The sequence below is a fragment of the Nocardia sp. NPDC005746 genome, assembly GCF_040630785.1.
In the GTDB taxonomy this organism is placed as follows: Bacteria; Actinomycetota; Actinomycetes; order Mycobacteriales; family Mycobacteriaceae; genus Nocardia.
Genome location: NZ_JBEXYE010000013.1, coordinates 136,054 through 161,111, shown reverse-complemented (window position 1 = coordinate 161,111; position 25,058 = coordinate 136,054). Strand labels below are relative to the sequence as shown.

The window sequence follows — 25,058 nt, the reverse complement described above, 5'->3', positions numbered from 1 at the left end:
CGCGGGGTGGATATGGCAGAGTCCCTGTCACTTGTTCGACGAGAGTGGGAGTGGCTGTGCGGAATCGACTACGGAACGCGGTGGTCGTCGGGTGTCTGGCGATCGCCGCGGCCGTGCCGGGAACGGCGGGCGCGGCGCCCGATGCGGCCGGGGGCGCGCCCGATGCCGCCATCGCCGACACCGCGGCGCAGCTGACCGCCGCCACCACCGTCGACGCGTCGAAAGTGGTGAGCGCGGACATCGTCGACGGCCGCAACCTGTCGCTCGAGGTGTACTCGGCGGCCATGGACAAGACGGTGCACCTGGACGTGCTGCGCCCCGGCGACACCTCGAAGCCGCGGCCCACCCTGTACCTGTTCAACGGCACCGACGCCGGCTACGGCGTGAAGAACTGGAAGACCCAGGTGCCGGAGGTCTTCGACTTCCTCGGCGCCAAGGACGTCAATGTCGTGGTCCCCACCGGCGGCCTCGCCAGCTACTACACCGACTGGCGCGCACTGGATCCGCAGCTGGGCCTCAACAAGTGGAAGACCTTCTTCACCGAGGAGCTGCCCCCGCTGATCGACGCGGGCCTGCGCACCAACGGCCGCAATGCCATTGCGGCGGTGTCGATGTCGGCGACCCCGGCGCTGAATCTCGCCCTCGCCAAGCCGGGCCTGTTCCGGGCCGCGGCCACCTACAGCGGCTGCGTGCAGACCAGTGACCCGATCGGCCAGGCGTTCGCGCGGATCGTCGTCGCCAGTGAGGGCGGCGACGCCGACAATATGTACGGCCCGTCCGACGACCCGATGTGGGCGGACAACGACCCCTACCTGCACGCCGAGCGGCTGCGCGGCATGGAGCTCTACCTGTCCGCGGGCAACGGCCTGCCCGGGCAGTACGACGTGGTCGACGGCAAGTACGTCATCTTTCCGGGCGCGCTCGGCTTCATGGTGCACATGATCTACGACGGCACCATCGAGGCCGCCACCGGTTACTGCACCCGCAATCTCGCCGCCAAGCTCACCGAACTCGGTATTCCGGCCACCGTGGACCTGCCGGCCAACGGCACCCACTCCTGGGGCGTGTTCCGCGACGAGTTGCTGAAGTCCTGGCCGGTGCTGGCCAAGGGACTGGACCTGCCCGCCTGATCAGGACTGGTGCTGGGCACCATCCTTCGCGGCGAGCAGGTCGGATTCGGCTGCGACGGCGGCGCGTTCGACGGTCATCAGACTCTCGGAGTGGTGCTCGGCGTAGTACTTGGCCGCGCCGCCGTTCAGACCGAACAGGGACTTGCTCCACAGCAGCCAGATCACCGCTGCCAGGTTCACCACCAGCGCGGCCACCCGCAGGAAGGTGACCTTCTCGGTCAACTCGTACACCTCGAGCGGCAGGAACAGGCTGGTGGCCACCACCGCGAAATACTCGCCCCAGCGCTTGACCAGCCACAGGCCCACGGCCTCGACGAGCTGGATGGTGGCGTAGGCGAACAGCGCGACCGCGATCCAGACCAGAATCGTCGGCGAGAGCGTGAACGCCGTGTCGATGCCCCGGATGATCTTGGAATGGTCGGGGTTGAAACCGATCTGGTCGGCCAGCTGGCGAATGAGCGGAAGATCCTTGTCCCAGCTGGCCTTCCAGTGCTCGCGCGAACCGCGCAGCTTCAGCACGCCCGCGCCGAGCAGGATCAGCACCAGCGCGCGGCCGACCCGCTCGGCCGCCAGCAGCCGCATGATGATGCGGTCGCGCAGCAGATGCCCGCGCGGCACCTCCGGGGCGTCGTCCGCGGGACCGCTGCGGCGCGGCTCGCCCGGCACGAAATCGCCGCAGCGCAGACAGCGCCAGGATTCGCCCGCCGGGGTGGCGACGTGCAGTCGTGCCTTCAGCTCGGGCTCGGTCGGGGCGTAGGTCTCGTGCCCTCGGGCAGCGCAGGTCCAGAGACTGAAGTCCATGGGCTGGAGCGTACCCAGGCCCCGCGACAGCCGCCGTGGAACACGGCCGGGTCGCGCGCCTTCAGCCGGCGAGCGAGCGCAGCTGGTCGAGATAGGTTCTGGTGCGCGGATCTCCGGGGAAGCGCGCGACCATCTCCCGGGCCGCCTCGCCCGCGACCCACATGAGCGAGGGCAGCGAACGCCGCTTGCCCGCGAACGCGCGCATGCCTTCCTCCACCGCGAGCTCCAGATTGCGATCGCGCACCGCGACCACGGCCAGGGTCAGATGCGCCTCGGACACCCGCATGGGTTTGCGGATGCTGCCGTCGGGGCGGGTGGAGGTCGCGATCACCTGGCGGGCATAGGTTTCCGCGAGCCGGTCGTCCCCGGCGACCCGGCAGCAGTCCATGGCGTAGAAGTCGAACTTCTGCGGATCCACCACGAAGTGGTTGTCCAGATTGGTCGGGTGCTCGATCGCCTCGAGGATCGAACGGCCCTGGGTGAGTGCCTTTTCCACCTCGTGGCGGTCGCCCAGGCGGGCCCAGGCCTTGGCGCGCTGGGCGGCCAGCTGGACGCCCACGCCCAGGCGGCCGGTGGTGGCGTGCGCGGCCTCCGCGGCATCGATGGCGCCCCTGTAGTTGGCCTGGGTGAGGGCGAACCAGGCGGCCATTTCCGCTCCCCAGCCGATGATTTCGGCGTGGTCGGCCTCCTGGCCCAGGGACAGCGCCGCGCGGCGGGTGGCCTCGGCGGCGGTACGCCAGCCCAGGTCGTAGTCGACGCAGCCGACCAGCAGGGCGACCCATCCGGCCAGCACCAGCACCTCGCGATGTTGGGCCAGTGTGAGTCTGCCGTCCAGTAGCGAGGTGATGCGGCGCAGCCAGGCGGTGCCCTCGGCATGCAGTTCGTGCGGATCGGCGCACGGGTAGTCCGAGCAGAGCCGGTCGGCGGTGATGCGGATGGCGTCCAGCGTGGAAGCCGACACATCGGACATTCGTAGTCGCCCAATGAATTCCAGGGTGTCCAGTCCGGTTGCCGAGAGCATCTCGTCGTCCCGATTGGGCCGGGTCTTGGGGAAGAACGCCGCCGTCACAGTGTCGAAAGACGCGGCGATGATCGGGGCGTAGAAATCGTCGGGCCGCGATTCCCCGGATTCCCAACGCCGCCAGTTACGTAACAGTGTGCTGTCGGTGGGGAGATTGTGGCTCGACTTGGCACGCATCGCGCGCACCGCGTCGGCTTGTGACCACCCCCGAGCATCACGTTCGGCACGCATTCGGACAGCCCAGACAGGTCGATCGTCACCGGCGGACACGAGTTGTAGTATCTCACCAGTTAACGTCGGATGGACCCGGATAGGGCATCTGGATGTCAGTGGGTTGACATCTGCAATTGCATTCGCAAAAACGCCAAACTGTTTACCAGGGCACACGTCAGGACAGCGATCCCCAATCCAACGGAGGTTCGGGTGGAAGCGTTGATCTATGGGTACGTGCGTGACGATTTGGCCGACGGCCGCAGCGACGAGCTGGAGAACGCCATGTGCGGGCTCGCTCAGTCCGCGGGCCTCTGCTTCGCCGCCACCTTCCATGAATCGACCGCCGGCGATGGCACCGCGTTCGCGGAGCTGACCGCCGAACTCAAGCGCGCCGACGCGCACCACGTGGTGGTGCCGTCGCTCGAACACCTTGCGGGCCAGACCATTCCGCGCGACCTGCTGATCGCGAAACTGGCTCACGAGGCTTCCGCTCAGGTCTGGACCGTCGAGCACTAGCTCGACACGCGCCCGAAACGCAGCCGCACCCGCGTCGAGAACGCGGGTGCGGCAATGATTTTCGAGCTAATTCGGGACATTCACCTTGAAGCGGACCATTCGGCCTGAAACGGGCACGGTGGGATGCAGGGGGTCAGAGGCCGAAGCCACCCCGACCACGACGGCGCAGGTACTTCTCGAACTCGGCGGCGATGGCATCGCCGTCGATCTTGGCCATGGCGTCGTTGATGTCGACCTCGGCGTCGCCGCGCTCCTCGAGCGAGCGCACGTACTCCGCGATCTCCTCGTCGCCCGCGGTCATCTCGTTGACCGCGACCTCCCACTCCTCGGACTGCTCGGGCAGCGCGCCCAGCGGCACCTCCACATCGAGCACGTCCTCGACCCGGTGCAGCAGGGCGATGATGGCCTTGGGGTTGGGCGGCTGCGACACATAGTGCGGCACCGCGGCCCAGAAGGAGATGGCCGGCACACCCGCGCGCACGCACGCGTCCTGTAGCACCCCGGTGATACCGGTCGGTCCCTCGTAGCGGGTCTGCTCGAGGTTGAAGCGCTCCGCGGCTTCCTTGTTATAGGCGGTACCCGTGACGGGAACCGGGCGCGTGTGCGGGGTATCGGCCAGTAACGCGCCGAGGATCACCACCGTGGACACCCCGAGCTGTTCGACGAACTCGAGAATGTCATTGCAGAAGCTGCGCCACCGCATATTCGGTTCCACCCCGCGCAGCAACACCACGTCCCGGTCGCTGCCGGGGGGAGAGCAGACCGAGAGCATGGCCGAGGGCCAGACGATCTCGCGCGTCACACCGTCGACCTGGCGCACGGTCGGGCGGTTGACCTGATAGTCGTAGTAGTCCTCGGAATCGAGCTCGGCCAGCGGCTGGGAGTCCCAGATCAGTTCCAGATGTTCGACCGCGCCACTGGCGGCGTCGGCGGCATCGTTCCAGCCTTCGAAGGCGGCCACGAGCACCGGATCCCGCAGCGTGGGCAGGTCCGATTCGGGTGGCACCGGGGATTCACTGGCGTTCACCCGGTCAGCCTACGGTGTACGCAACCCCCGTGTGCATGCGACGCGCAATCGCACAATGAGCGCCGTGTGCATGATCGCCCGGTGGTTCGCGGCCCGTCTCGTTCTGGACTGAGTGGAGCGGGGGGAGCGAAGCGGAGGAGCGGAGGGAGGGAAGAACGAGACCTCCAGGGCCGCGAACCCGCCGGAGCGGAGCGGAGGCAGTCAAATTCAGCTTGTCGCTGCTTCCCACTACTCTTGAGTACATGTCTGTACGCAGCCGCGCCGAATTCGACACCACCTTCTTGGACACGCTCAGACGGCGTGTCGTTATCGGGGACGGTGCGATGGGCACGATGCTACAGGCCGCGGATCTCACCCTCGACGATTTCCGCGGCCTCGAGGGTTGCAACGAGATTCTCAACGAAACCCGCCCCGACGTGCTGCGACACATCCACCGCGCCTACTTCGAGGCCGGCGCCGACGCCGTCGAGACGAACACCTTCGGCTGCAATCTGCCCAACCTCGCCGACTACGACATCGCCGACCGGATCCGCGATCTGTCCGAGCGCGGCACCCGCCTGGCCCGCGAGGTCGCCGACGAGATGGGCCGCTCCGCCGACGGCACCCCGCGCTACGTGCTGGGCTCGATGGGCCCGGGCACCAAGCTGCCCACCCTGGGTCACGCGCCCTACGTCTCACTGCGCGACGCCTACACCGAGGCCGCGCTCGGCATGCTCGACGGCGGCGCCGACGCCATCCTCATCGAGACCTGCCAGGACCTGCTGCAGGTCAAGGCCGCGGTCACCGGCAGCCACAACGCCATGCTGAAGGCGGGCCGCCGGATCCCGATCATCACCCACGTCACCATGGAGACCACCGGCACCATGCTGGTCGGCTCCGAGATCGGCGCCGCGCTGACCGCGCTGGAGACGCTCGGCATCGACATGATCGGGCTGAACTGCGCCACCGGCCCGGACGAGATGAGCGAGCACCTGCGCCATCTGTCCAAGCACGCGCAGCTGCCGGTGTCGGTGATGCCGAACGCCGGTCTGCCGGTGCTGGGCGCCAAGGGCGCGGAGTACCCGCTGACCGCCGAGGAGCTGGCCGTCTCCATGAGCCAGTTCGTGTCCGAGTTCGGGCTGTCGCTGGTGGGCGGCTGCTGCGGCACCACCCCCGAGCACATCCGCCAGGTCGCCGAGGCGGTGCGCGAGACCGAGCAGGGCAAGCGCAATCCGGTGCACGAGCCGAGCGTGTCCTCGATCTACTCCTCGGTCCCGTTCGAGCAGGACGCCTCGATCCTGATGATCGGTGAGCGCACCAATGCCAACGGCTCCAAGGCCTTCCGTGACGCCATGCTGGCCGGCGACTGGCAGAAGTGCCTCGACATCGCCAAGGACCAGACCCGCGACGGCGCGCACATGCTCGACCTGTGCGTCGACTACGTGGGCCGCGACGGCACCGCCGACATGACCGAGCTGGCCTCGCGCCTGGCCACGGCGTCGACGCTGCCGATCATGCTGGACTCCACCGAAACCCCGGTGCTGAAGGCCGGTCTGGAGCACCTGGGTGGGCGCTGCGCCATCAACTCGGTCAACTACGAGGACGGCGCGGGCCCGGATTCGCGGTTCCAGCAGACCATGGCGCTGGTCGCCGAGCACGGCGCGGCCGTGGTCGCGCTGACCATCGACGAGGAGGGCCAGGCTCGCACCGCCGAGCACAAGGTGGCCATCGCCGAGCGGCTGATCGCCGACATCACCGGCAACTGGGGGCTCGAAGAGTCCGACATCATCATCGACACTCTGACCTTCACCCTGGGCACCGGCCAGGAGGAGTCGCGCCGCGACGGGATCGAAACCATCGAGGCCATCCGCGAACTCAAGAAGCGGCACCCGGAAGTGCAGACCACACTGGGACTTTCGAACATCTCCTTCGGCCTGAACCCGGCCGCGCGGCAGGTGCTGAACTCGGTGTTCATGCACGAGTGCGTCGAGGCCGGTCTGGATTCGGCGATCGTGCACGCCTCCAAGATCCTGCCGATGGCGCGGATTCCCGAGGAGCAGCGCCAGACCGCGCTCGATCTGGTCTACGACCGCCGCACCGCCGACTACGACCCGCTGCAGAAGCTGATGGCGCTGTTCGAAGGCGTCTCGACCGCCTCCTCCAAGGCGTCGCGCGCCGAGGAGTTGGCGGCGCTGCCGCTGTTCGAACGGCTCGCGCGGCGCATCGTCGACGGTGAGAAGGCCGGGATGGAAGCCGATCTCGACGAGGCCATGCAGCAGGTGCCGCCGCTGCAGATCATCAACGAGACGCTGCTGTCGGGCATGAAGACCGTCGGTGAGCTGTTCGGTTCGGGCCAGATGCAGCTGCCGTTCGTGCTGCAGTCGGCGGAGACCATGAAGACCGCGGTCGCCTACCTGGAACCGCACATGGAGGCCACCGACGATTCGGGCAAGGGCCGCATCGTGCTGGCCACCGTCAAGGGCGACGTGCACGACATCGGCAAGAACCTGGTCGACATCATCCTGTCCAACAATGGCTATGAGGTCGTCAACCTCGGTATCAAGCAGCCGATCTCGACCATCCTCGACGCCGCCGTGGACAAGAAGGCCGATGTGATCGGCATGTCCGGGCTGCTGGTGAAGTCCACCGTGGTGATGAAGGAGAACCTCGAGGAGCTCAACTCGCGCGGGGTCGCCGAACAGTTCCCGGTGCTTCTCGGCGGTGCGGCGCTGACCCGCGCCTACGTGGAGAACGATCTCACCGAGGTCTACGCCGGCGACGTGCACTACGCGCGTGACGCCTTCGAGGGCCTGCACCTGATGGACGAGATCATGACTCGTAAGCGGGGCGGCGGGCTGGATCCGAACTCGCCCGAGGCTATCGCCGAACGGGAGAAGGCCGCCGAACGCAAGGCGCGCCACGAGCGTTCCAAGCGCATCGCCGCCGAACGCAAGGCCGCCGAGGCGCCGGTCGTGGTGCCCGAGCGCTCCGATGTGGCCGCGGACCTGCCGGTGCCGACGCCGCCGTTCTGGGGCTCGCGCATCATCAAGGGTCTGTCTCTGAGCGAGTACTCCGGGCTGCTCGACGAGCGGGCGCTGTTCCTGGGGCAGTGGGGCCTGCGCGGGCAGCGCGGCGTCGAGGGGCAGTCCTACGAGGACCTGGTCGAGACCGAAGGCCGTCCGCGCCTGCGGTATTGGCTGGACCGGCTGATCGCCGAGGGTGTGCTGCAGCACGCCGCGGTGGTGTACGGGTACTTCCCGGCGGTGTCCGAGGGCGACGATGTGATTGTTCTCACCGAGCCGAAACCCGATGCGCCGGAACGCTTCCGCTTCACATTCCCGCGTCAGCAGCGCGACCGTTTCCTCTGCATCGCCGACTTCATCCGCTCGCGTGAGCGCGCGCTGGAGACCGGTCAGGTGGATGTGATGCCGTTCCAGCTGGTCACCATGGGCCAGCCCATCGCGGATTTCGCCAACGTCCTGTTCAAGGAGGACAACTACCGCGACTACCTCGAGGTGCACGGCATCGGCGTGCAGCTCACCGAGGCGCTCGCGGAGTTTTGGCACCGCCGCATCCGGGAAGAACTGACTCTGGACGGACATTCCGTCGCCGACGAGGACCCCGCCGATGTGCTCGACTACTTCAAACTCGGCTACCGTGGCGCACGGTACTCGTTCGGTTACGGGGCCTGCCCGGACTTGGAGGATCGGGCCAAGCTCGTGGAGTTGTTGGACGCCAACCGAATCGGCGTGATTCTCTCCGAGGAGCTGCAGCTGCATCCGGAGCAGTCGACCGACGCGTTCGTGCTGCTGCACCCGGAAGCCAAGTACTTCAACGCTTAATATCTTCACCAGGTTTCGGGCTTTCGCGCAGGGTGGCAGGGCGCCCGGCGCGAAAGCCAGCAGGAGGGGTACAACCACATGAGCTCAGACCGGCTGATTGCGGGGCGGTACCGGCTGACGGAACCGATCGGCACCGGTGCGATGGGGGTCGTGTGGCGCGCGACCGATGTGCGGCTGCGACGCACCGTCGCGGTCAAGCAGCTGCTGCTGACGCCGGGCCTGACCCGGTCGCAGGCCGTGGAGGCCAGGATGCGGGCGATGCGTGAGGGACGCATCGCCGCGCGCCTGCACCATCCCAATGCCGTCACCGTGTTCGACGTGGCCGAGGAGGACGGCCAGCCCTGGCTGGTCATGGAGTACGTGAACGCGGTCAGTCTGGCCGCGCTCATGCGGGAGAAGGGGCAGCTGCCGCCGGTCGAGGTGGCGCGGATCGGCGCCAAGGTCGCCGAGGCGCTGGCCGCGGCCCACAAGGCCGGCATCGTGCACCGCGATGTGAAGCCCGCCAATATCCTTGTCGCCGACGACGGGACGGTGAAGATCACCGACTTCGGCATCTCCCGGGCCACCGGCGACGTGACCGTCACCTCCACGGGGTTCCTGGCGGGCACTCCCGCCTACCTCTCGCCCGAGGTGGCGCGCGGAGAGAACCCGGAACCGACCTCCGACGTCTTCGCTCTGGGCTCGACGCTGTACGCGGCCGTGGAAGGCAAGCCGCCCTTCGGGGAGGGCGACAACCCGCTGGCCGTACTGCATTCGGTGGCGCGCGCACAGGTGCCGCGGCCCGCGCACGCCGCGACCCTCGCGCCGGTGCTGATGGATCTGCTCGCCGCCGAGGGGGCGGACCGGCCCACCATGGAACAGGCCGCCGAACGTCTGCACGCGGTCGCCGAGGGGCGGGCTCCGGCGGTTGCGGTCCAGCCGACCAAGGTGCTGCCGCCGGTGAATGCCGTTGCCGCCGTGGATGCTTCAGCGGCCACGACCGTGCTGCCGGGGTCGCGGACGGGTGCGCCGAGCAATGCGGCCGACCCCACCATGCACGTCGACATGTCGACCGGCGGGCGTGGCACCGTGCCGTCGCCGGGAATCGGCTCGGGTGTGCGAACCGGTGGCGGGGAACGCACTCCGCGTCAGCTGGTGCTGGTGGCGGGCGGCGTCGTCGGCGCGATCGTGCTGGCCGTCGTGATCGCCCTGGCGGTCAACGGCAACGGCGATGGCGGCGGCACGCCGCAGGCGGACCAGGGCGGTTCGGCCCCGGCGTCGATCCCGGCCACCTCGCCGGAGAACCTGGGCCCGGCCGACGGCGGGCAGCAGCCCACGCGCAACAGCGGCGCGGGCGCGGCCACCCAGGCCCCGACCGCCACGCCCGCCCCGTCCTCGTCGGCGGGCGCGAGTTCCTCGGCGCATCCGACAACGACCCCGCCCACCACGACTCCGGCCGGTCCGCCGTCCGCCGCCTCGGTCGCCTCGTTCATCCAGGGCTACTACGGCATGCTGCCCGGCAATGTCGGCGGCGCGTGGGCGATGCTGTCGCCCGGCTATCAGGCGTCGACCGGCGGCTACAACAGTTACGCGCAGTTCTGGGGCGGTATTCGGTCGGTGAGCGTGGGCGCGGTGACGCCGCAGGGCGACAATCGCGCGGTGGTCGCGCTCACCTATGTGTCCAAGTCCGGGCAGGTGTCCTCCGAGAATCGCTGGATCCAGACCGACTCCGCGGGCGGGCGTCTGATGATCGCGGCGTCGGGGCTGTAGACCGCGAGCCCGGGGCCGGTGTTCGCGCCCCGATAGGCTGGACCGGCTCCGCGCGCGGCGGGGCCGGTGCGCCGCGTTTCGCGGTCGCTCCTGGATGAGGGTGTGCGGAAGGAGCTCGGGTCGGTGGCGCGGTTGGACGCGGTGTTGTGGGATATGGACGGGACGCTGCTGGACTCGGAGAAGCTCTGGGACATGGCACTGCGGGAGCTGGCGGGGGAGTACGGGCGCGAGCTGACCGACGCGGTGCGGCACGCGCTGATCGGGGCTTCCGGTCCGAACGCGTATCGCATCTTGTTCGAGGGCCTCGACATCGAGCACACCCCCGAGGCGGTCGAGCGGGCCTCGGAGTGGATGGAAGCGCGGGTGACCGAGCTGTTCCAGGGGCCGGTCCCGTGGCGGCCGGGCGCGCGGGAAGCACTCGATCTGCTGCGGTCGGCCGGGGTGCCGATGGCGCTGGTGACCAATACCAAGCGGTCGCTGGCCGAGTACGGGCTCGACACCATCGGGCGTGAGTATTTCGGGGCCACCGTGTGCGCCGACGAGGTGCCGCAGGGCAAACCCGCGCCGGACGTGTACCTGCGGGCCGCGCGACTGCTCGGTGTCGTACCGGAATTCACCGTGGCCGTCGAGGATTCGCCGACCGGCTCGATCGCGGCGCAGGAAGCCGGATGCGCGCTGCTGGTCGTGCCGTGCGAGGTCCCGGTGCCGGACGCGCCCGGACGCACCTTCCGCGACAGTCTGGTCGGGCTCGAACTCGCGCACCTGCACGACCTCGTGCGCGCGAATTCCTGACCCGTTCCCATTCGTCCAAGGCGGGCCGGTCCGGGTCGCCTACCCTGCGGGTATGGACAGGGTGCTGGAATCGCTGCGCGGCGTGTGCGCCCGGCTGCCCGAGGTGAGTGAACGCGTCAGCCACGGCGAGCCCGCGTGGTTCGCGGGCGGGAAGAAGATGTTCGTCATGTTCGCCGACCACCACCACGACGAACGGGTCGGATTCTGGTGCGCGGCACCGGCCGGGGTACAGGCCGAACTGGTGTCAGCCGAGCCCGGGCGGTTCTACCGGCCTCCGTATGTGGGGCATCGCGGCTGGCTCGGGGTGTACCTGGATGTGGACGTGGACTGGGACGAGATCACCGAGATCGTCGAGGACGCCTACCGGACGGTGGCGGCGAAACGCCTGATCGCGGAACTGGATCGGCGCATCGCCGCCACCTGACCGGGCTCAGTGCGGGGGGCCGAAGAAGGCCTGGAGATCGGTGGCCAGGCCGGCCGGGTCCTCCATGGCCGGGAAGTGCAGGCCGCGTTCGAATTCCGACCAGTGGGCACCGGCCGGCGCCGGGACGACCCGGCGCACGGTCTCGTCCGCGCCGAAGATCGCGAAACCCTGCGGCACCGTGGGCGGCGCACCCCACTCCGAGGAATGCGCCTGCTCGTAGAGCGTGTGCGCGGCCGAGACGCCCGACCCGGTGAACCAGTACAGGCTGATCGTGGTCAGCAGCTGATCGCGGTCGATCGGCAGATCGGTCCACGCCTCGAACTTCTCGGCGATCCAGGCCAATTGCAGCAGTGGCGAATCGACCAGGCCGTACCCGATGGTCTGTGGTCGGGAGTTCTGGATCGCCAGATAGCCCGAGCCCTCCCGGCGGAAGGCGTCCATCCGGTCCAGGATCACCTTGTCCACCGGATCGTTCGGATCCAGGCCCTCGGCCATGCCCGGCAGGAAGGTGGCGACATTCGCGGCGGTGAGCGGATCGGTGACCACGTGCACGCCGGTCACATGCTCGCCGTCCAGCGCCGCGACCAGACCCGAGACCCCGCTGCCGACATCGCCGCCGTGCACGCCGTAGCGGTCGTAACCCAGGCGGGCCATCAGCTCGATCCAAGCGCGGGCGGTTCGCGCCATGGTCCAGCTGGTTCCCGACAGCGGAGTCGACAGGGCGTATCCGGGCAGGGAGGGCGCGATCACGTGGAAGGCCGGGCCCTCGTCCGGATCGGTGAGCAGGCCGATCAGGCCCAGGAATTCGGCGACCGAGCTCGGGAATCCGTGGGTGATCAGCAGTGGCCGTGCGTCCGGTCGCGTCGAGCGGACATGCAGGAAGTGGATGGTCTGGCGGTCGATCTCGGTGGCGAACTGAGGGAAGGCGTTGAGCTTCGCTTCCTGTGCCCGCCAATCGAATTCGGTGCGCCAATACCGGGCGAGCTCGCGGAGTCGGGCCTCGGGGATGCCACGCTCCCAGCCGGTGCCTGGCAGCTGGGCGGCCCAGCGGGCCTGGGCACCCTGGACGCCGACTTCGACATCGTCGACTCCCCGGAACTGGTCACCGCCCTGCGCACCCTCATCACCCGCTACCAGCGCGCCGTCACCACTGCCGGCTGACTCACCCCCCGCGAAAATGCGCGTCCAGCACCGGAACCGGATCCAACTCCGACACCAGATGCCCCGCATTGCAGTGATCGGTCAGATCCTTCCCGTCCCGCGCCTGCACCACCCGCACCTGGGCCACCGCATCGACCAGCGACTCCGCCACGCGCGCCGCGTGCCGATACCCCGGTGCGTCCCGATCCGCCACCACCCACACCCGCCGCGCGCCCCGCAGCCACTCCGCGTGCTCCCGATACCACCCGCTGGCACCCCCGGCATTGCAGGTGGCGGTCAACCCGGCCCGCGTCGCCGTCAGCACATCCGCCTCGCCCTCGCACACGAAGATGTCGCGCCCCTCCGCCACCGCCTCGATCACCTCCGGCAGATGGAACGGCACCCGCGCGAAACCCCCGGATTCCCAGCCGTTCTCGGTCAGCCGCCGCTGATAGAACGACTTCACATATCCCTGCCGATGCAACGTCCGCACCCGCACCACACACCCGGCAACGCCCCCGTCCGGCCACCGGTACACGTACGCCGCCATTCGGCGCGGCCTCCCGATCCGCGGCCCGACATCCTTCCGATGCACCGAAAGCGCCAGCCCCGCCGCGAGAATCGCCCGATCCGCCACCGCTGGTTCCCGCGCGCTCCGCCGGTGTCCCGTCCTCGGCTCCGGGGGCGCGTCGAATAGATCCCGCACCCGCAATCCGACGCGCTCCAACACCTCCACATCCGAGCATCCGGCGAAGCATCGCACCACGGTCCGCTGCCGCGACGGGTTGTAGACCACCCCCAGCGAGGCCCGATGCCGTCGCCCATCCGCCTCGTGCACCGGACACAGATAGGTCGTCCACTCGGTCCCGCGCCTCCCCGGCCCGGACACGCGATTCAGTGCCCGGTTGACGGTCTCCCACGATCCGTGACTGCCCATCCGACCGGTCCTCTCACTACCGGTGTACTCCTCTGAACGCGGTTGTTCAAACGGCGTGCGACACGTTGCTCCGCGGTGCCAATACCACATCAAAACTGGTGGGGCGCAGGAAAAGTGGCAATTCACAATCGGGGAGCTTTTCGGGCGTGTCGGGCGGTCGGTTCGCAAGAATGGGCCCATGGTTGCGGTTGGGCAGGGGAGCGTTCCGGGGGTGGATGTCGGGCGGTATCCACTGGATTCGCCGGGGAGTGACGGGTGGCTGCGGGCGGTGGAGGGGGCGCGGACCGAGCTGGCGGCGGGGGGATGTTGCGTCCTGCGGGGGTTCATCCGGCCCGAGCTGGTGGAGACGCTGCGGAGCGAGGGCGAGGAGCTGGCTCCGCGGGCGCACTACACCGTCGAGAACGTCAACGCGTACAACATTCCCTTCGACGCGGGGCTGCCCACCGATCATCCGGGGCGGATCGTGCTGCAGCGTGGAAACGCTTTCGTCGCACGGGATCTCATTCCGCGTGCGGCGCTGATCCACCGGCTCTACATCGACACCCGGTTCCAGCGGTTCGTGGCCGACTGCTTCGGGCTCGCCGAACTGCACGAGTACAGCGATCCGCTGGCCGGACTGTGCCTCAATGTGGTCACGCCGGGGCAGTCGCATCCCTGGCACTTCGACACCAACGAATTCACCGTCAGCATGCTCACCCAGGAGCCGGAAGACGGTGGGGTGTTCGAGTATTGCCCGGGGATCCGGTCGCGGGAGGCGGAGAACTTCGCCGACGTGCGCGCCGTGCTCACCGGCGACGGGGAACGGTTCATCCGCCGGCTGGCCCTGCGGCCCGGAGACCTGCAGTTGTTCCAGGGAAGGTTCTCGTTGCACCGGGTCGCACCGGTACACGGTGCGGTGCAACGGCATTCGGCGATCTTCGCCTACAGCGACAGTCCGGGACTGATCGGCACCGCCGAGCGGACCCGGCAGCTGTTCGGGCGGGTGACGCCGGATCATCTGGCGGTCGGCGAGATCCGCGGCGACCGATTGCTCGACTGAGAGGGGACCAGCGCGTGCCGGTTTCGTTGCACAGTTCCACCGGAAAAGCCTCCTTCGACGACATCTACGATCGGCCCGATCCCCGCCAGTACTACGCCCGCATGGCCGAATTGGACTACCAGATACCGGAATTGGCGAAGCCGCACTTCCAGAAACTGCTCGACGAATACCGGTCCGCCACCGGCATCGCCGCCCCCGCGGTCCTCGACCTCGGCTGCTCCTACGGCGTCAACGCGGCCCTGCTGCGCCTCGACACCACCATGACCGAACTGTCCGGGCACTACCGCGGCCGCGACGGTGACGACACCGCCGCCCTGCTCGACCGCGACCGCGCCCTGCTGCGCTCCGGCGACCGGCTGCCCGGAGTCCGCTTCATCGGCATGGACGCCTCCCGCCCCGCCCTCGACTACGGCCACGCCGCGGGCTTCCTCGACGAAGTCGTGCACGCCGACCTGGAATCGGCCGAACCCACCGAAGACCAGCGGCAGACGCTGGCCGGGGCCGACCTGATCATCTCCACCGGCTGCGTCGGCTACATCACCGAACACACCCTGCTGCGGGTGGCCCGCGCACACGGCGGGAAGCTCCCGTGGATGGCGCATTTCGTGCTCCGCATGTTCGCCTTCGACCCCATCGCGGTGCACCTGGAGACCCTCGGCTACCACACCGAACGCGCTCCAGGCGTGTACCGGCAGCGCCGCTTCGCCTCCCCGGACGAACAGGCGCGGGTGCTGAACGCCCTGGCGGGCAAGGGAATCGACACCACCGACGCCGAATCCGACGGCTGGCTCTACGCCCAGCTGTACCTGTCGCGCCCGAAACCCGGTACCGAGCGCGAACACTGATTCCGCGGACCCGGAAATCGCTGGATTCACGTCGAATCGGGCGGTACGAGCTACGGTGAAGTCGTGGCACCAGCGAAGATCGTGATCATCGGCGGTGGATTCGCGGGCGTGGAATGCGCCCGCTATCTGGAGCGACGCCTCCGCCCCGAGGAGGCGTTCATCCAACTCGTATCCCCGGACGCCGGACTGCTGTATCTGCCGCTGCTGCCGCAGGTCGCCTCCGGCACCCTCAACCCGCGCTCGGTGTCGGTGCCGCTGCGCCGGCTGCTGCGCCGCACCGAGGTGGTGCCCGGCATGGCCGTCGGCGTGGAGCCCGGCACCCGGCGGGTGGTGGTGCGCCGCACCCGCACCTCCGGCCGCGAAACCGCCCTCGAATACGACCAGCTCGTCCTGGCGCCCGGCTCCATCACCCGCATCATGGACGTTCCGGGCTTGCAGGAGCACGGATTCGGCATGAAGACCCTGGCCGAGGCCATGTACCTGCGCGACCACGTGCTGCGGCAGCTGGATATCGCCGCCGTGCGCGGCGGCCTCGACGAGGACCAGGCACGACTGAACTTCGTCACCATCGGCGCGGGCTACGCCGGAACCGAGACCGCCGCCGTCCTCAACAAGGTCTGCCGCGCCGCCGCCGGACGGTTCTTCCCCGAGGTCGAGTCCGGCATGGTGCGCTGGCACCTGGTCACCCGCGGCGACCGCATCATGCCCGAACTCGGCGACAAGCTCGGTGCCGAGGCGAAAAGGATTCTGGCCGAACGCGGCATCGAACTCATCACCGGCGCCTCCGCCGCGGAGGTCACCGCCAACGGCGTGAAACTCACCAACGGTCGATTCATCCCGTCCCGCACGGTGTTGTGGACCGCCGGGGTCGCCCCCAGCCCCCTGGCAGCGCATCTGGGCGCGGAAACCGACAAGGGGCGCATCATCGCCCAGGCCGACCTGTCGGTCCCGGGCCTGCCGGGGGTGTGGGCGATGGGCGACGCGGCCGCGGTCCCCGACACTGCCGAAGGCGACGGCCAGGTCTGCGCGCCCACCGCGCAGCACGCCATGCGCCAAGGACGGCACCTGGGCAAGAACCTGGTCGCGACGCTGCGCGGCGAAACGCCCGCGCCCTACCGGCATCCGGACCTGGGCATGGTGGTCGACCTGGGCGGGCGTGACGCGCTGGCCCGGCCGCTCGGCGTCGGATTGCGGGGCGTGCCGGCGCAATTCGTGGCTCGCGGCTACCACCTCATAGCGCTGCGCACCATCGTCGCCCGCGCCCGGGTGGCCTTCGACTGGGCCGTGCACGGCCTGGCCGGTGACGACTTCCTGCGCATCGGGTACGCCGACCACAAGGTCCATACCATCGGCGGCTTCGAACAATCCGGCTGCTACTTGCCCGCCGACGAGGTGCCGCGGGTGGTGAAGGAACTCGGCGACCCGGAGTGAACAAACCGGTCGGTTCGGGATAAACCGGATAGCCGCATGAAAACTGTTGTCGCGCAGTAAAACCACATCCTGGTCGGTCCGTGGCGGTTTCGCGCGAAAATGTGGCGCCCGGACGGTAACGATGGCAAGAATGGTGGCGTGACCGCCGGGGGACGGTGACACGTGTGCACAGCCAGGCTGCCCCAACCCCATCGACCATGAGGACACCCCTTGAGCGACAGCACCTTCGCCTTCGACGAGCAGCTGCCCCGCGTCCCGCTGCCCACCCTGGAGGAGAGCTGCACCCGCTTCCTGCACTGGTGCGCGCCGCTGCTGACCTCCGACGAGTACGCGGCCACCGCCGCCACCGTCGAGGACCTGCTGCGCCCCGAGGGCCCCGCCCGCACCCTGCACGCGGACCTGGAGCGCTTCGACGCCACCCCGGGCGTCGGCAGCTGGCTCGACGAGTTCTGGCCCTCCCGCTACCTGGGCCGTCGCGACCGAATCGCGTTGAACGCCAACTTCTTCTTCCTGTTCCGCGATGACACCGCCCTGGCCGGCTCCACCGGCTCCGACCAGAGCGAACGCGCCGCGGCCCTGATCTCGGCGGCGGTGAACTACAAGCTGCGCCTGGACGCCGAGGAGATCCCGCCCGCCACCCAGCGCGGCACGCGACTCAATATGGCGCAGAACAAGTTCCTGTTCTCCGAGACACGCATTCCCGGCGCACCGCAGGACACCGTGCGCGTGCCCTACAGCGAGGAATGGCCCGGGCACTCCGAAGCCCGCCACATCGTGGTCTTCTACCGCGGCAACATGTTCCGGATGGACGTCATCGGCGCCGGCGGCGTCCCGCACACCCCCGAGGACCTTACCGACGGCCTGCGTGCGGTCATGAAGGCCGGGGCGCGCCGGGCCGCCACCAATTCCGCCGCCGGGCACCTCACCACCATGGCTCGCGCCGACTGGGCCCCGCTGTACGCCGCGCTGCGGCCCGCCAACGCCGCCGCCTTCGAGACCATCGAGACCGCGCTGTTCTGCGTCTGCCTCGAGGACTTCGCGCCCCGCGACACCCTGCACGCCTGCGACCAGCTGCTGCACGGCGACAGCGGCAACCGCTGGTTCGACAAGGCGGTGTCGTTCGTCGTGTTCGCCGACGGCGAGGCCGGCATCAATGTCGAGCACTGCGGTCTGGACGGCACCACCATCCTGTCCTTCGTCGACACCCTGCTCGAAGCGCCGGTCGGCGACCACGCCGCGCAATCCGGCGCGCAGGCGCAGGGCCTGCCCGCCGTCGAACCCGTCGAGTTCACCTTCGGTCCCGAGGCCCGCACCGAGATCGCCTCGGCCGCCGCCTCGTTCGCCCAGTTCGCCGCCGACACCGCCACCTCCACGGTGTCGTTCGACTTCGGCACCCAGCGCGCCAAGCAGCTCGGCATCTCCCCGGACGCGCTGGCCCAGCTGAGCTACCAGCTCGCGCACCGCCGCAGCAAGGGCCTCAACGGGGCGACCTACGAATCCATCGCCACCCGCCAGTTCCGCAACGGCCGCACCGAGGCCATGCGCGTCATCACCCACGAGATGCTGGATTTCGTTGCCGCCATGGAGGATCCGGCCGTGGACCGGGACCGCAAACTGGTGGCCCTGCGCACCGCCGCCGAGGCGCACGTGCGCCGCGCCCAGGAATGCCAGCGCGGCGAGGCTCCCGAACAGCACCTGTGGGAGCTGCAGTGGATCCAGCGCCGCCGCGGCGAACAGCTCGGCGCGACCGAGGCGATGCCGTTCTTCGACAGCCCCGGCTGGATCATCACCCGTGACGACTACCTGAGCACCAGCTCCGCGCCGTCGGTGAACATCCAGTACTTCGGTTTCGGCTCCACCAGCCCCAAGTGCATCGGCATCGCCTACGTGCTGCTGCCCGACCGCTGGAACCTCTACCTGGCCACGCCCAAGCACGTCGCGCGGCAGATGCACGAGTTCGCCGACCAGCTGCGGGTGGCCGTGGCCGAACTCACCGATCTGCTCACCGTATAACCGATTGCGGGGAGTGTGCGCCCGTCTGAGAGAATCACTCCCCGTGAAATCTTTCGAAGCCCTGTTCGCCGAGCTGCAGGATCGTGCCGCCAACCGCCCCGAGGGGTCGGGCACCGTCGCCGCCCTGGACGCCGGCGTGCATGCGCAGGGCAAGAAGGTGCTCGAGGAAGCCGGCGAGGTCTGGATCGCGGCCGAGTACCAGAGCGACGACGAGCTCTCCGAGGAGATCTCGCAGCTGCTGTATTGGGTGCAGGTGCTGATGGTGGGCCGCGGGCTGCGGCTCGAGGACGTGTACCGACATCTGTGACGCACCGGGTCGCTCCGCACACACTGTGCGGAGCGACCGTTCCGTCCCCCGTCGGCCACGTCTTCCCTTCCCATTCCGAAAGGACCTCCCATGCTTCGCGTCGCAGTCCCGAACAAGGGCGCCCTGTCCGAATCCGCCGTCGGCATCCTCACCGAGGCGGGCTACCGCAAGCGCACCGACTCCCGTGAATTGAGCGTGCTCGACCCGGTCAACCAGGTCGAGTTCTACTTCCTGCGGCCCAAGGACATCGCCATCTACGTCGGCTCCGGCGAGCTCGACCTCGGCATCACCGGCCGCGACCTGGCCCTGGATTCCGGTGCGCCGGTGCAGGAGCGGCTCGCCCTGGGCTTCGGCCGCTCCACCTTCCGCTACGCCGCCCCCGCCGGGCGCGAATGGAAGGTCGAGGACCTGCAGGGCAAGCGCATCGCCGCTTCCTACCCGAACCTGGTCCGGGGCGACCTCAAGGCGCGCGGCCTCGAGGCCGAGGTCATCCGCCTCGACGGCGCGGTCGAGATCTCCATCCAGCTCGGTGTCGCCGACGCCATCGCCGACGTCGTCGGCTCCGGCCGCACCCTGCGCCAGCACAATCTGGTCGCCTTCGGCGAGTCGCTGTGCGACTCCGAAGGCGTGCTCATCGAGGCCAAGGGCGCGGACCAGAACGACAAGGCCCGCAATCAGCTCGTCGCCCGCATCCAGGGCGTGGTCTTCGCCCAGCAGTACCTGATGCTGGACTACGACTGCCCCAAGGCGCTGCTGGAGCGGGCCGTCGAGATCACCCCCGGCCTGGAGTCGCCGACCGTGTCCCCGCTCACCGATCCCGACTGGGTCGCGGTGCGCGCGCTGGTGCCGCGCAAGAATGGCAACGAGCTCATGGACCAGCTCGCCGACCTGGGCGCCAAGGCCATCCTGGCCACCGACATCCGGTCCTGCCGCGCCTTCTGATCCCGCTGCCGGGTCAGGCCGGGCCGGGCTCCGGCTCGTCCTGACCGGACGGGAAAGGCGGTGGCGTGCCGCCGAATTCGGGGCATAGTCGCTTGAAATCGCAGTACTGGCACATCCAGCCCGGGCTGGGCGGGAACTCGCCGGTCTCGGCGGCGGTGACGATGGCCGCCCACAGCGCCGACAGGATCCGCTCGAAGCGCAGCAGCTCCTCCGGATCCGGGGCGTAGGTCAGGGTGACGCCGTCGGCCAGGTACATCAGCCGCAGCTGCGCCGGGGCCCGGCCCTGGGTGCGGAGCAGGACCAGGGCGTAGAACTTCAGCTGGAACAGCGCCCGGGTCTCGTACGCCAGGCCCGGGGCGCGGCCGGTCTTGTAGTCGATGACGTGCAGGTTCCCGTCGGCCGAGCGGTCGATGCGGTCCACGATGCCGCGCAGCGGGGTGCCGTCGGGCAGATCGGCCTCGATGAAGGTCTCGCACGACTCGGGCTCGAACCCGGCCGGATCCTCGAGCCGGAAGTACACGTCCACCAGCTTGCGCACCTCGGCCAGGAACTCGGGCAGTTCCTCGTCCGGGATCAGCGACTCCACCTCGGGCCGGGACTCGCGCACCCCGGTCCAGGCGGGTTCGATGAGCGCGGCCGCGGCCGCCACATCCCGCTCGGTGGCGGGCAGCCCGAACAGCGCCTCCAGCACGGCGTGCACCACCGTGCCGCGCACCGCCGCCCGCGAGGGCGGCTCCGGGATCTGGTCGATCACCCGCAGCCGGTACTTGAGCGGGCACTGCTTGAAATCGATTGCGCGCGAAGGGGACAGCGCGGGCCCCCGCGGCGCGAACCGCTCTGTCTCCGGGGTACTGATCGCGTCGACCGACATACCTGGCAGGCTAAACGCAGGCACCGACAAGGTGCGCACGAACTCGCCGCAGCACAATCGCAGCGACGCACGTTTCACGACAACACGCAGAACGGAGTTTCATGACGGCCAGACGGACCGGCCCTTTCCAGATCGGTGACCGGGTACAGCTGACCGACGCCAAGGGGCGCAAGTTCACGGTGATCCTGGAGGTGGGCAAGGAGTTCCACACCCACGCCGGCCACATCAACCACGACGACCTCATCGGAGCCGACGAGGGCTGCGTGGTGAACTCCGCCAAGGGCACCCCCTACCTGGCGCTGCGCCCCCTGCTCACCGACTACGTGCTGTCCATGCCGCGCGGCGCGGCGGTCATCTACCCCAAGGACTCCGCCCAGATCGTGCACGAGGGCGACATGTTCCCCGGCGCGAAGGTGCTCGAGGCCGGGGCGGGGTCGGGCGCGCTGACCTGCTCGCTGCTGCGCGCGGTCGGCCCCGAGGGCAAGGTCATCTCCTGGGAGATCCGCGAGGACCACGCCGAGCACGCCGTCAAGAATGTCGAGCGATTCTTCGGCGAACGTCCCGAGAACTGGGAACTGACCCTGGGCGATGTGACCGAGTACGCCGGCGAGCAGGTCGACCGGGTGGTCCTGGACATGCTCAAGCCGTGGGAGGCGCTCGAGGCGGTTTCCAAGGCGCTGATCCCCGGCGGCGTCTTCCTGGCCTACGTGGCCACCACCACGCAGCTGTCGGAGGTGGTCGAGGGACTGCGCCGCCAGGGCTGCTGGACCGAGCCCACCGCGTGGGAGTCCATGGTCCGCCCGTGGCACGTGGTCGGCCTGGCCGTGCGCCCCGAGCACCGCATGCAGGGCCACACCGCCTTCCTGGTGAAGGCCCGCCGCCTGGCCGACGGCGTCACCGCGCCGCGCCCGCAGCGCCGCCCCTCCAAGGGCTGACCCGAAATCCGAAATGGCACCTCAGCGGCGGGATGCTGCTGAGGTGCCATGTTCCTTGGCTCAGCCAGAAGTTCGCGGCGCGTCTCGTTCTGGGCTGAGCGGAGGGAGGGAAGAACGAGACCGCCTGCGCCGCGAACCCGCCCCGGAGCGAAGCGGAGGGGCGATCAAGCACAGGCCGCGCGGGCCATTCCTAGGACGGTGCAGGCGCCGGCGTCGGACAGCTTCCAGGTGCCGTCGGCGTACTGGAACGCCATCGGAACGTCGGGCATGGTGCCGTGCGGGGAGGTCACGCTGACCTTGGCATCGGCCTTGGTGCCGTCCTGTTTGATCTCGCCCACGGCGAAACTGACCTGGTAATGCGCGAGTCCCTGGTTCATGGTCTCGATATTTCCGAGACGCTTGTCCCCGTCGACGACTAGTTTGGCTTTGTCGGCGGCCGGTTTTGCCGGGTCGGCGAAGGCCGTGAGGACGCTCTGCAGGCTCTCCGCGGTCGGCGTGGGCGCGGCGGCGGCCGACGACACGGACGTATTCGTGGACGAAGAACCCTTGTCGTCGGAGCTACATGCGGTCACAGTTGCGGTAACGGCCGCGAGGGCCGCCACGGTAGCCAGGGAAACACGAAGCGTCCGGGAGACGTTGCGCATACCAGGAGTACGACTGGTGGGAAGGAGCATCAACGGCACCTTTCGGCTCGGGCCGGCGTTAACTCGCCGGAAACAGGTTAGGGCAGGCTAACATGCCTGTTCGGCCCGTGGGCCGCAGCCTAGATGTGATCACGACGAAACCATGTCGGAAAGCGGGAACGGTTAGAGCCCGGTAGCGTTGATAGACCGGGACTGGGAGGAGCAGCATCATGAGCCCCATCGAACATTCGGATTCGGCAGCCTGGAGGGAACTCGAGGCCGTACGTGCCGAGGCAGCTGCACTCCGGAGGCAACTCGCCGACACGCCCGATCGCACACGGGAATTGGAAGCGCGTGTTGATTCGCTGACGATTCGCAACACCAAGTTGATGGACACCCTCAAGGAAGCGCGCCAGCAACTGGTCGCTCTCCGTGAGGAAGTGGATCGCCTCGGCCAGCCACCCTCGGGCTACGGCGTTCTCATCGGTGTGTACGACGATCAGACGGTCGATGTGTTCACCTCCGGACGCAAGATGCGGCTGACCTGTTCGCCGAACATCGACACCACCACCCTCACCTACGGCCAGACCGTTCGCTTGAACGAGGCGCTGACCGTGGTGGAGGCCGGGAACTTCGACGCCATCGGCGAAATCGGCACGCTGCGTGAGATTCTCGACGACGGGCGCCGGGCCCTGGTCGTCGGGCACGCCGACGAGGAGCGCGTGGTCTGGCTCTCCGGTCCGCTGTCCGCACTGGTGGACGTGGACGACCTCGAGGACCCGGATCGCCCGATTCGCAAACTGCGCCCGGGTGATTCGCTGCTGGTCGACACCAAGGCCGGCTTCGCCTTCGAGCGGATCCCCAAGGCCGAGGTCGAGGACCTGGTGCTGGAAGAGGTCCCGGATGTCAACTACGAGGACATCGGTGGCCTGTCCCGCCAGATCGAGCAGATCCGCGACGCCGTCGAATTGCCGTTCCTGCACAAGGATCTGTTCCGCGAGTACGCCCTGCGCCCGCCCAAGGGCGTGCTGCTCTACGGTCCTCCCGGTTGCGGTAAGACGCTGATCGCCAAGGCCGTCGCCAACTCGCTCGCCAAGAAGATCGCCGAGGCCCGCGGTGAGGACGCCAAGGAAGCCAAGTCGTTCTTCCTCAACATCAAGGGCCCCGAGCTGCTCAACAAGTTCGTGGGTGAGACCGAGCGCCACATCCGGATCATCTTCCAGCGGGCCCGCGAGAAGGCGTCCGAGGGTACCCCGGTGATCGTGTTCTTCGACGAGATGGACTCCATCTTCCGCACCCGCGGTTCGGGCGTCTCCTCCGACGTGGAGACCACCGTTGTGCCGCAGTTGCTCTCGGAGATCGACGGTGTCGAGGGCCTGGAGAACGTCATCGTGATCGGCGCCTCCAACCGCGAGGACATGATCGACCCCGCGATCCTGCGGCCCGGCCGCCTGGACGTGAAGATCAAGATCGAGCGGCCCGATGCCGAAGCGGCGCAGGACATCTTCTCCAAGTACCTGACCGAGACGCTCCCGCTGCGCTCCGACGATCTCAACGAGTTCGACGGCGACCGCGGCAAGTGCGTGCAGGCCACCATCGAACGCGTGGTGGACCGCATGTACGCCGAGAGCGACGACAACCGCTTCCTGGAGGTCACCTATGCCAACGGTGACAAGGAAGTCCTGTACTTCAAGGACTTCAACTCCGGCGCCATGATCCAGAACATCGTGGACCGGGCCAAGAAGTACGCCATCAAGTCGGTCCTGGAAACCGGCAACCCGGGTCTGAGCATCCAGCATCTCTACGATTCGATCGTGGACGAGTTCTCCGAGAACGAGGACCTGCCCAACACCACGAATCCCGATGACTGGGCTCGCATCTCGGGTAAGAAGGGCGAGCGCATCGTCTACATCCGCACCTTGGTGACGGGGAAGAACGCCAGCGCCAGCCGCGCCATCGACACCGAGTCCAACACGGGTCAGTACCTGTAAGGTTCGGAAAAGCCAAGAGGCCCGTCTCCTTTCGGAGGCGGGCCTCTTCGTCTGCGCGGAAGCCGGAGCCGGGACTCAGCTTCCGGGGACGAAGCCCGGGTAGACCCAGTGGCTGACCCCGCCGCCGGGGGCCAGGTAGCCGGTGACATTGGGGTAGTTCATCGCCAGTCGCTTGAGCTGGTGCGGGTTGCCGTCGGCGTCGGCCTGGAAGCAGCTGGTGGTGACGCCGTGGAAGCCGGAGCACACGATCCGGGTGGAGTTGCCGAATGGCGAGGTCAGACGGGCGCGGTCGACCAAGGGATTCCAGTAGTCGAGGTCGCTGGGGGTCAGGAAGCCCTTGGCTTCGAAGACGTAGATCGGGCTGTTCGGCTGCTGGACCGGCCAGTCATCGGCCGAGGCGGTACCGGCGCCGAGGGTGAAGGCGGCCCCGGTGACGACGGCGGCCGCGGCCAGCCGGGTGACGCTGCGGGTGATCGTGTTCATGTACCCC

The 25,058-nt window shown here is 68.6% G+C and carries 22 protein-coding genes; 14 read left to right on the top strand and 8 right to left on the bottom strand.

What is annotated here, in order from left to right:
- Window positions 1-50: 50 nt before the first annotated feature.
- Window positions 51-1,130 carry an alpha/beta hydrolase family protein gene (locus ABZ412_RS24595; RefSeq protein WP_357284085.1) on the top strand — a complete coding sequence of 360 codons (1,080 nt, stop codon included), beginning with the start codon at window positions 51-53 and terminating at the stop codon, window positions 1,128-1,130.
- Here the strand turns inward: ABZ412_RS24595 and ABZ412_RS24590 are convergent, their stop codons facing one another.
- Window positions 1,131-1,931: a DUF2127 domain-containing protein gene (locus ABZ412_RS24590; protein WP_357284082.1), complete on the bottom strand. Its 801-nt coding sequence runs from the start codon at window positions 1,929-1,931 to the stop codon at window positions 1,131-1,133.
- Between the two features lie 61 nt (window positions 1,932-1,992).
- Window positions 1,993-3,129 carry an XRE family transcriptional regulator gene (locus ABZ412_RS24585; RefSeq protein WP_357284080.1) on the bottom strand — a complete coding sequence of 379 codons (1,137 nt, stop codon included), beginning with the start codon at window positions 3,127-3,129 and terminating at the stop codon, window positions 1,993-1,995.
- Between the two features lie 246 nt (window positions 3,130-3,375).
- Between ABZ412_RS24585 and ABZ412_RS24580 the strand changes: the two genes are divergently transcribed.
- On the top strand, window positions 3,376-3,681 hold the full coding sequence (locus tag ABZ412_RS24580; protein ID WP_357284077.1) for a hypothetical protein: 306 nt from the start codon (window positions 3,376-3,378) through the stop codon (window positions 3,679-3,681).
- Between the two features lie 133 nt (window positions 3,682-3,814).
- On the opposite strand, the gene ABZ412_RS24575 is transcribed toward ABZ412_RS24580, so the two are convergent.
- Window positions 3,815-4,708, bottom strand: a complete 894-nt coding sequence (locus ABZ412_RS24575) for a PAC2 family protein (RefSeq protein ID WP_357085358.1) — start codon at window positions 4,706-4,708, stop codon at window positions 3,815-3,817.
- Between the two features lie 242 nt (window positions 4,709-4,950).
- On the opposite strand from ABZ412_RS24575, the gene metH reads away from it, so the two are divergent.
- The 4 genes from metH (at window position 4,951) to ABZ412_RS24555 (ending at window position 11,494) form a co-directional block, all read left to right on the top strand.
- Complete coding sequence (gene metH, locus ABZ412_RS24570) at window positions 4,951-8,529, top strand: methionine synthase (protein ID WP_357284075.1); 3,579 nt, start codon at window positions 4,951-4,953, stop codon at window positions 8,527-8,529.
- Window positions 8,530-8,607: 78 nt separating this feature from the next.
- Complete coding sequence (locus ABZ412_RS24565) at window positions 8,608-10,278, top strand: serine/threonine-protein kinase (RefSeq protein ID WP_357284072.1); 1,671 nt, start codon at window positions 8,608-8,610, stop codon at window positions 10,276-10,278.
- A 102-nt stretch (window positions 10,279-10,380) separates the two neighbouring features.
- A complete protein-coding gene (locus ABZ412_RS24560; protein ID WP_357284069.1) occupies window positions 10,381-11,070 on the top strand; it encodes an HAD family phosphatase in 690 nt (229 codons plus the stop codon).
- A 52-nt stretch (window positions 11,071-11,122) separates the two neighbouring features.
- Window positions 11,123-11,494, top strand: coding sequence for an MmcQ/YjbR family DNA-binding protein (locus ABZ412_RS24555; RefSeq protein WP_357284066.1), 372 nt, complete (start codon window positions 11,123-11,125; stop codon window positions 11,492-11,494).
- 6 nt (window positions 11,495-11,500) lie between these two features.
- On the opposite strand, the gene ABZ412_RS24550 is transcribed toward ABZ412_RS24555, so the two are convergent.
- Together ABZ412_RS24550 and ABZ412_RS24545 are read right to left on the bottom strand one after the other, a co-directional pair.
- A complete protein-coding gene (locus ABZ412_RS24550; RefSeq protein WP_357284063.1) occupies window positions 11,501-12,724 on the bottom strand; it encodes an epoxide hydrolase family protein in 1,224 nt (407 codons plus the stop codon).
- Window positions 12,657-13,184 (bottom strand): toprim domain-containing protein, encoded by a 528-nt coding sequence (locus ABZ412_RS24545; RefSeq protein WP_357284061.1) that lies wholly within the window; start codon window positions 13,182-13,184, stop codon window positions 12,657-12,659. The genes ABZ412_RS24550 and ABZ412_RS24545 overlap by 68 nt, the downstream gene beginning before the upstream one ends.
- Before the next feature lie 565 nt (window positions 13,185-13,749).
- On the opposite strand from ABZ412_RS24545, the gene ABZ412_RS24540 reads away from it, so the two are divergent.
- The 6 genes from ABZ412_RS24540 (at window position 13,750) to hisG (ending at window position 20,148) form a co-directional block, all read left to right on the top strand.
- A complete protein-coding gene (locus ABZ412_RS24540; RefSeq protein WP_357284058.1) occupies window positions 13,750-14,610 on the top strand; it encodes an arpA protein in 861 nt (286 codons plus the stop codon).
- 14 nt (window positions 14,611-14,624) lie between these two features.
- Window positions 14,625-15,455: a class I SAM-dependent methyltransferase gene (locus ABZ412_RS24535; protein ID WP_357284055.1), complete on the top strand. Its 831-nt coding sequence runs from the start codon at window positions 14,625-14,627 to the stop codon at window positions 15,453-15,455.
- Between the two features lie 63 nt (window positions 15,456-15,518).
- Entirely contained in the window at window positions 15,519-16,886 is a 1,368-nt protein-coding gene (locus ABZ412_RS24530; protein WP_357284052.1) for an FAD-dependent oxidoreductase, read from the top strand.
- A 210-nt stretch (window positions 16,887-17,096) separates the two neighbouring features.
- Window positions 17,097-18,899 (top strand): choline/carnitine O-acyltransferase, encoded by a 1,803-nt coding sequence (locus ABZ412_RS24525; protein ID WP_357284050.1) that lies wholly within the window; start codon window positions 17,097-17,099, stop codon window positions 18,897-18,899.
- 43 nt (window positions 18,900-18,942) lie between these two features.
- On the top strand, window positions 18,943-19,206 hold the full coding sequence (locus tag ABZ412_RS24520; protein WP_357085381.1) for a phosphoribosyl-ATP diphosphatase: 264 nt from the start codon (window positions 18,943-18,945) through the stop codon (window positions 19,204-19,206).
- A 90-nt stretch (window positions 19,207-19,296) separates the two neighbouring features.
- Window positions 19,297-20,148 (top strand): ATP phosphoribosyltransferase, encoded by an 852-nt coding sequence (gene hisG, locus ABZ412_RS24515; RefSeq protein WP_357284047.1) that lies wholly within the window; start codon window positions 19,297-19,299, stop codon window positions 20,146-20,148.
- A gap of 13 nt (window positions 20,149-20,161) precedes the next feature.
- On the opposite strand, the gene ABZ412_RS24510 is transcribed toward hisG, so the two are convergent.
- Window positions 20,162-21,019: a RecB family exonuclease gene (locus ABZ412_RS24510; protein WP_357284044.1), complete on the bottom strand. Its 858-nt coding sequence runs from the start codon at window positions 21,017-21,019 to the stop codon at window positions 20,162-20,164.
- Between the two features lie 101 nt (window positions 21,020-21,120).
- Between ABZ412_RS24510 and ABZ412_RS24505 the strand changes: the two genes are divergently transcribed.
- Window positions 21,121-21,954 carry a tRNA (adenine-N1)-methyltransferase gene (locus tag ABZ412_RS24505; protein WP_357284042.1) on the top strand — a complete coding sequence of 278 codons (834 nt, stop codon included), beginning with the start codon at window positions 21,121-21,123 and terminating at the stop codon, window positions 21,952-21,954.
- A gap of 164 nt (window positions 21,955-22,118) precedes the next feature.
- On the opposite strand, the gene ABZ412_RS24500 is transcribed toward ABZ412_RS24505, so the two are convergent.
- Entirely contained in the window at window positions 22,119-22,475 is a 357-nt protein-coding gene (locus ABZ412_RS24500; RefSeq protein ID WP_357284039.1) for a hypothetical protein, read from the bottom strand.
- Window positions 22,476-22,807: 332 nt separating this feature from the next.
- Here ABZ412_RS24500 and arc point away from each other — a divergent pair, with 332 nt between their 5' ends.
- Window positions 22,808-24,568: a proteasome ATPase gene (gene arc / locus ABZ412_RS24495; protein ID WP_357284036.1), complete on the top strand. Its 1,761-nt coding sequence runs from the start codon at window positions 22,808-22,810 to the stop codon at window positions 24,566-24,568.
- Between the two features lie 75 nt (window positions 24,569-24,643).
- Here arc and ABZ412_RS24490 read toward each other — a convergent pair whose 3' ends face one another.
- Entirely contained in the window at window positions 24,644-25,051 is a 408-nt protein-coding gene (locus tag ABZ412_RS24490) for a hypothetical protein (RefSeq protein WP_357284033.1), read from the bottom strand.
- Window positions 25,052-25,058 lie beyond the last annotated feature (7 nt).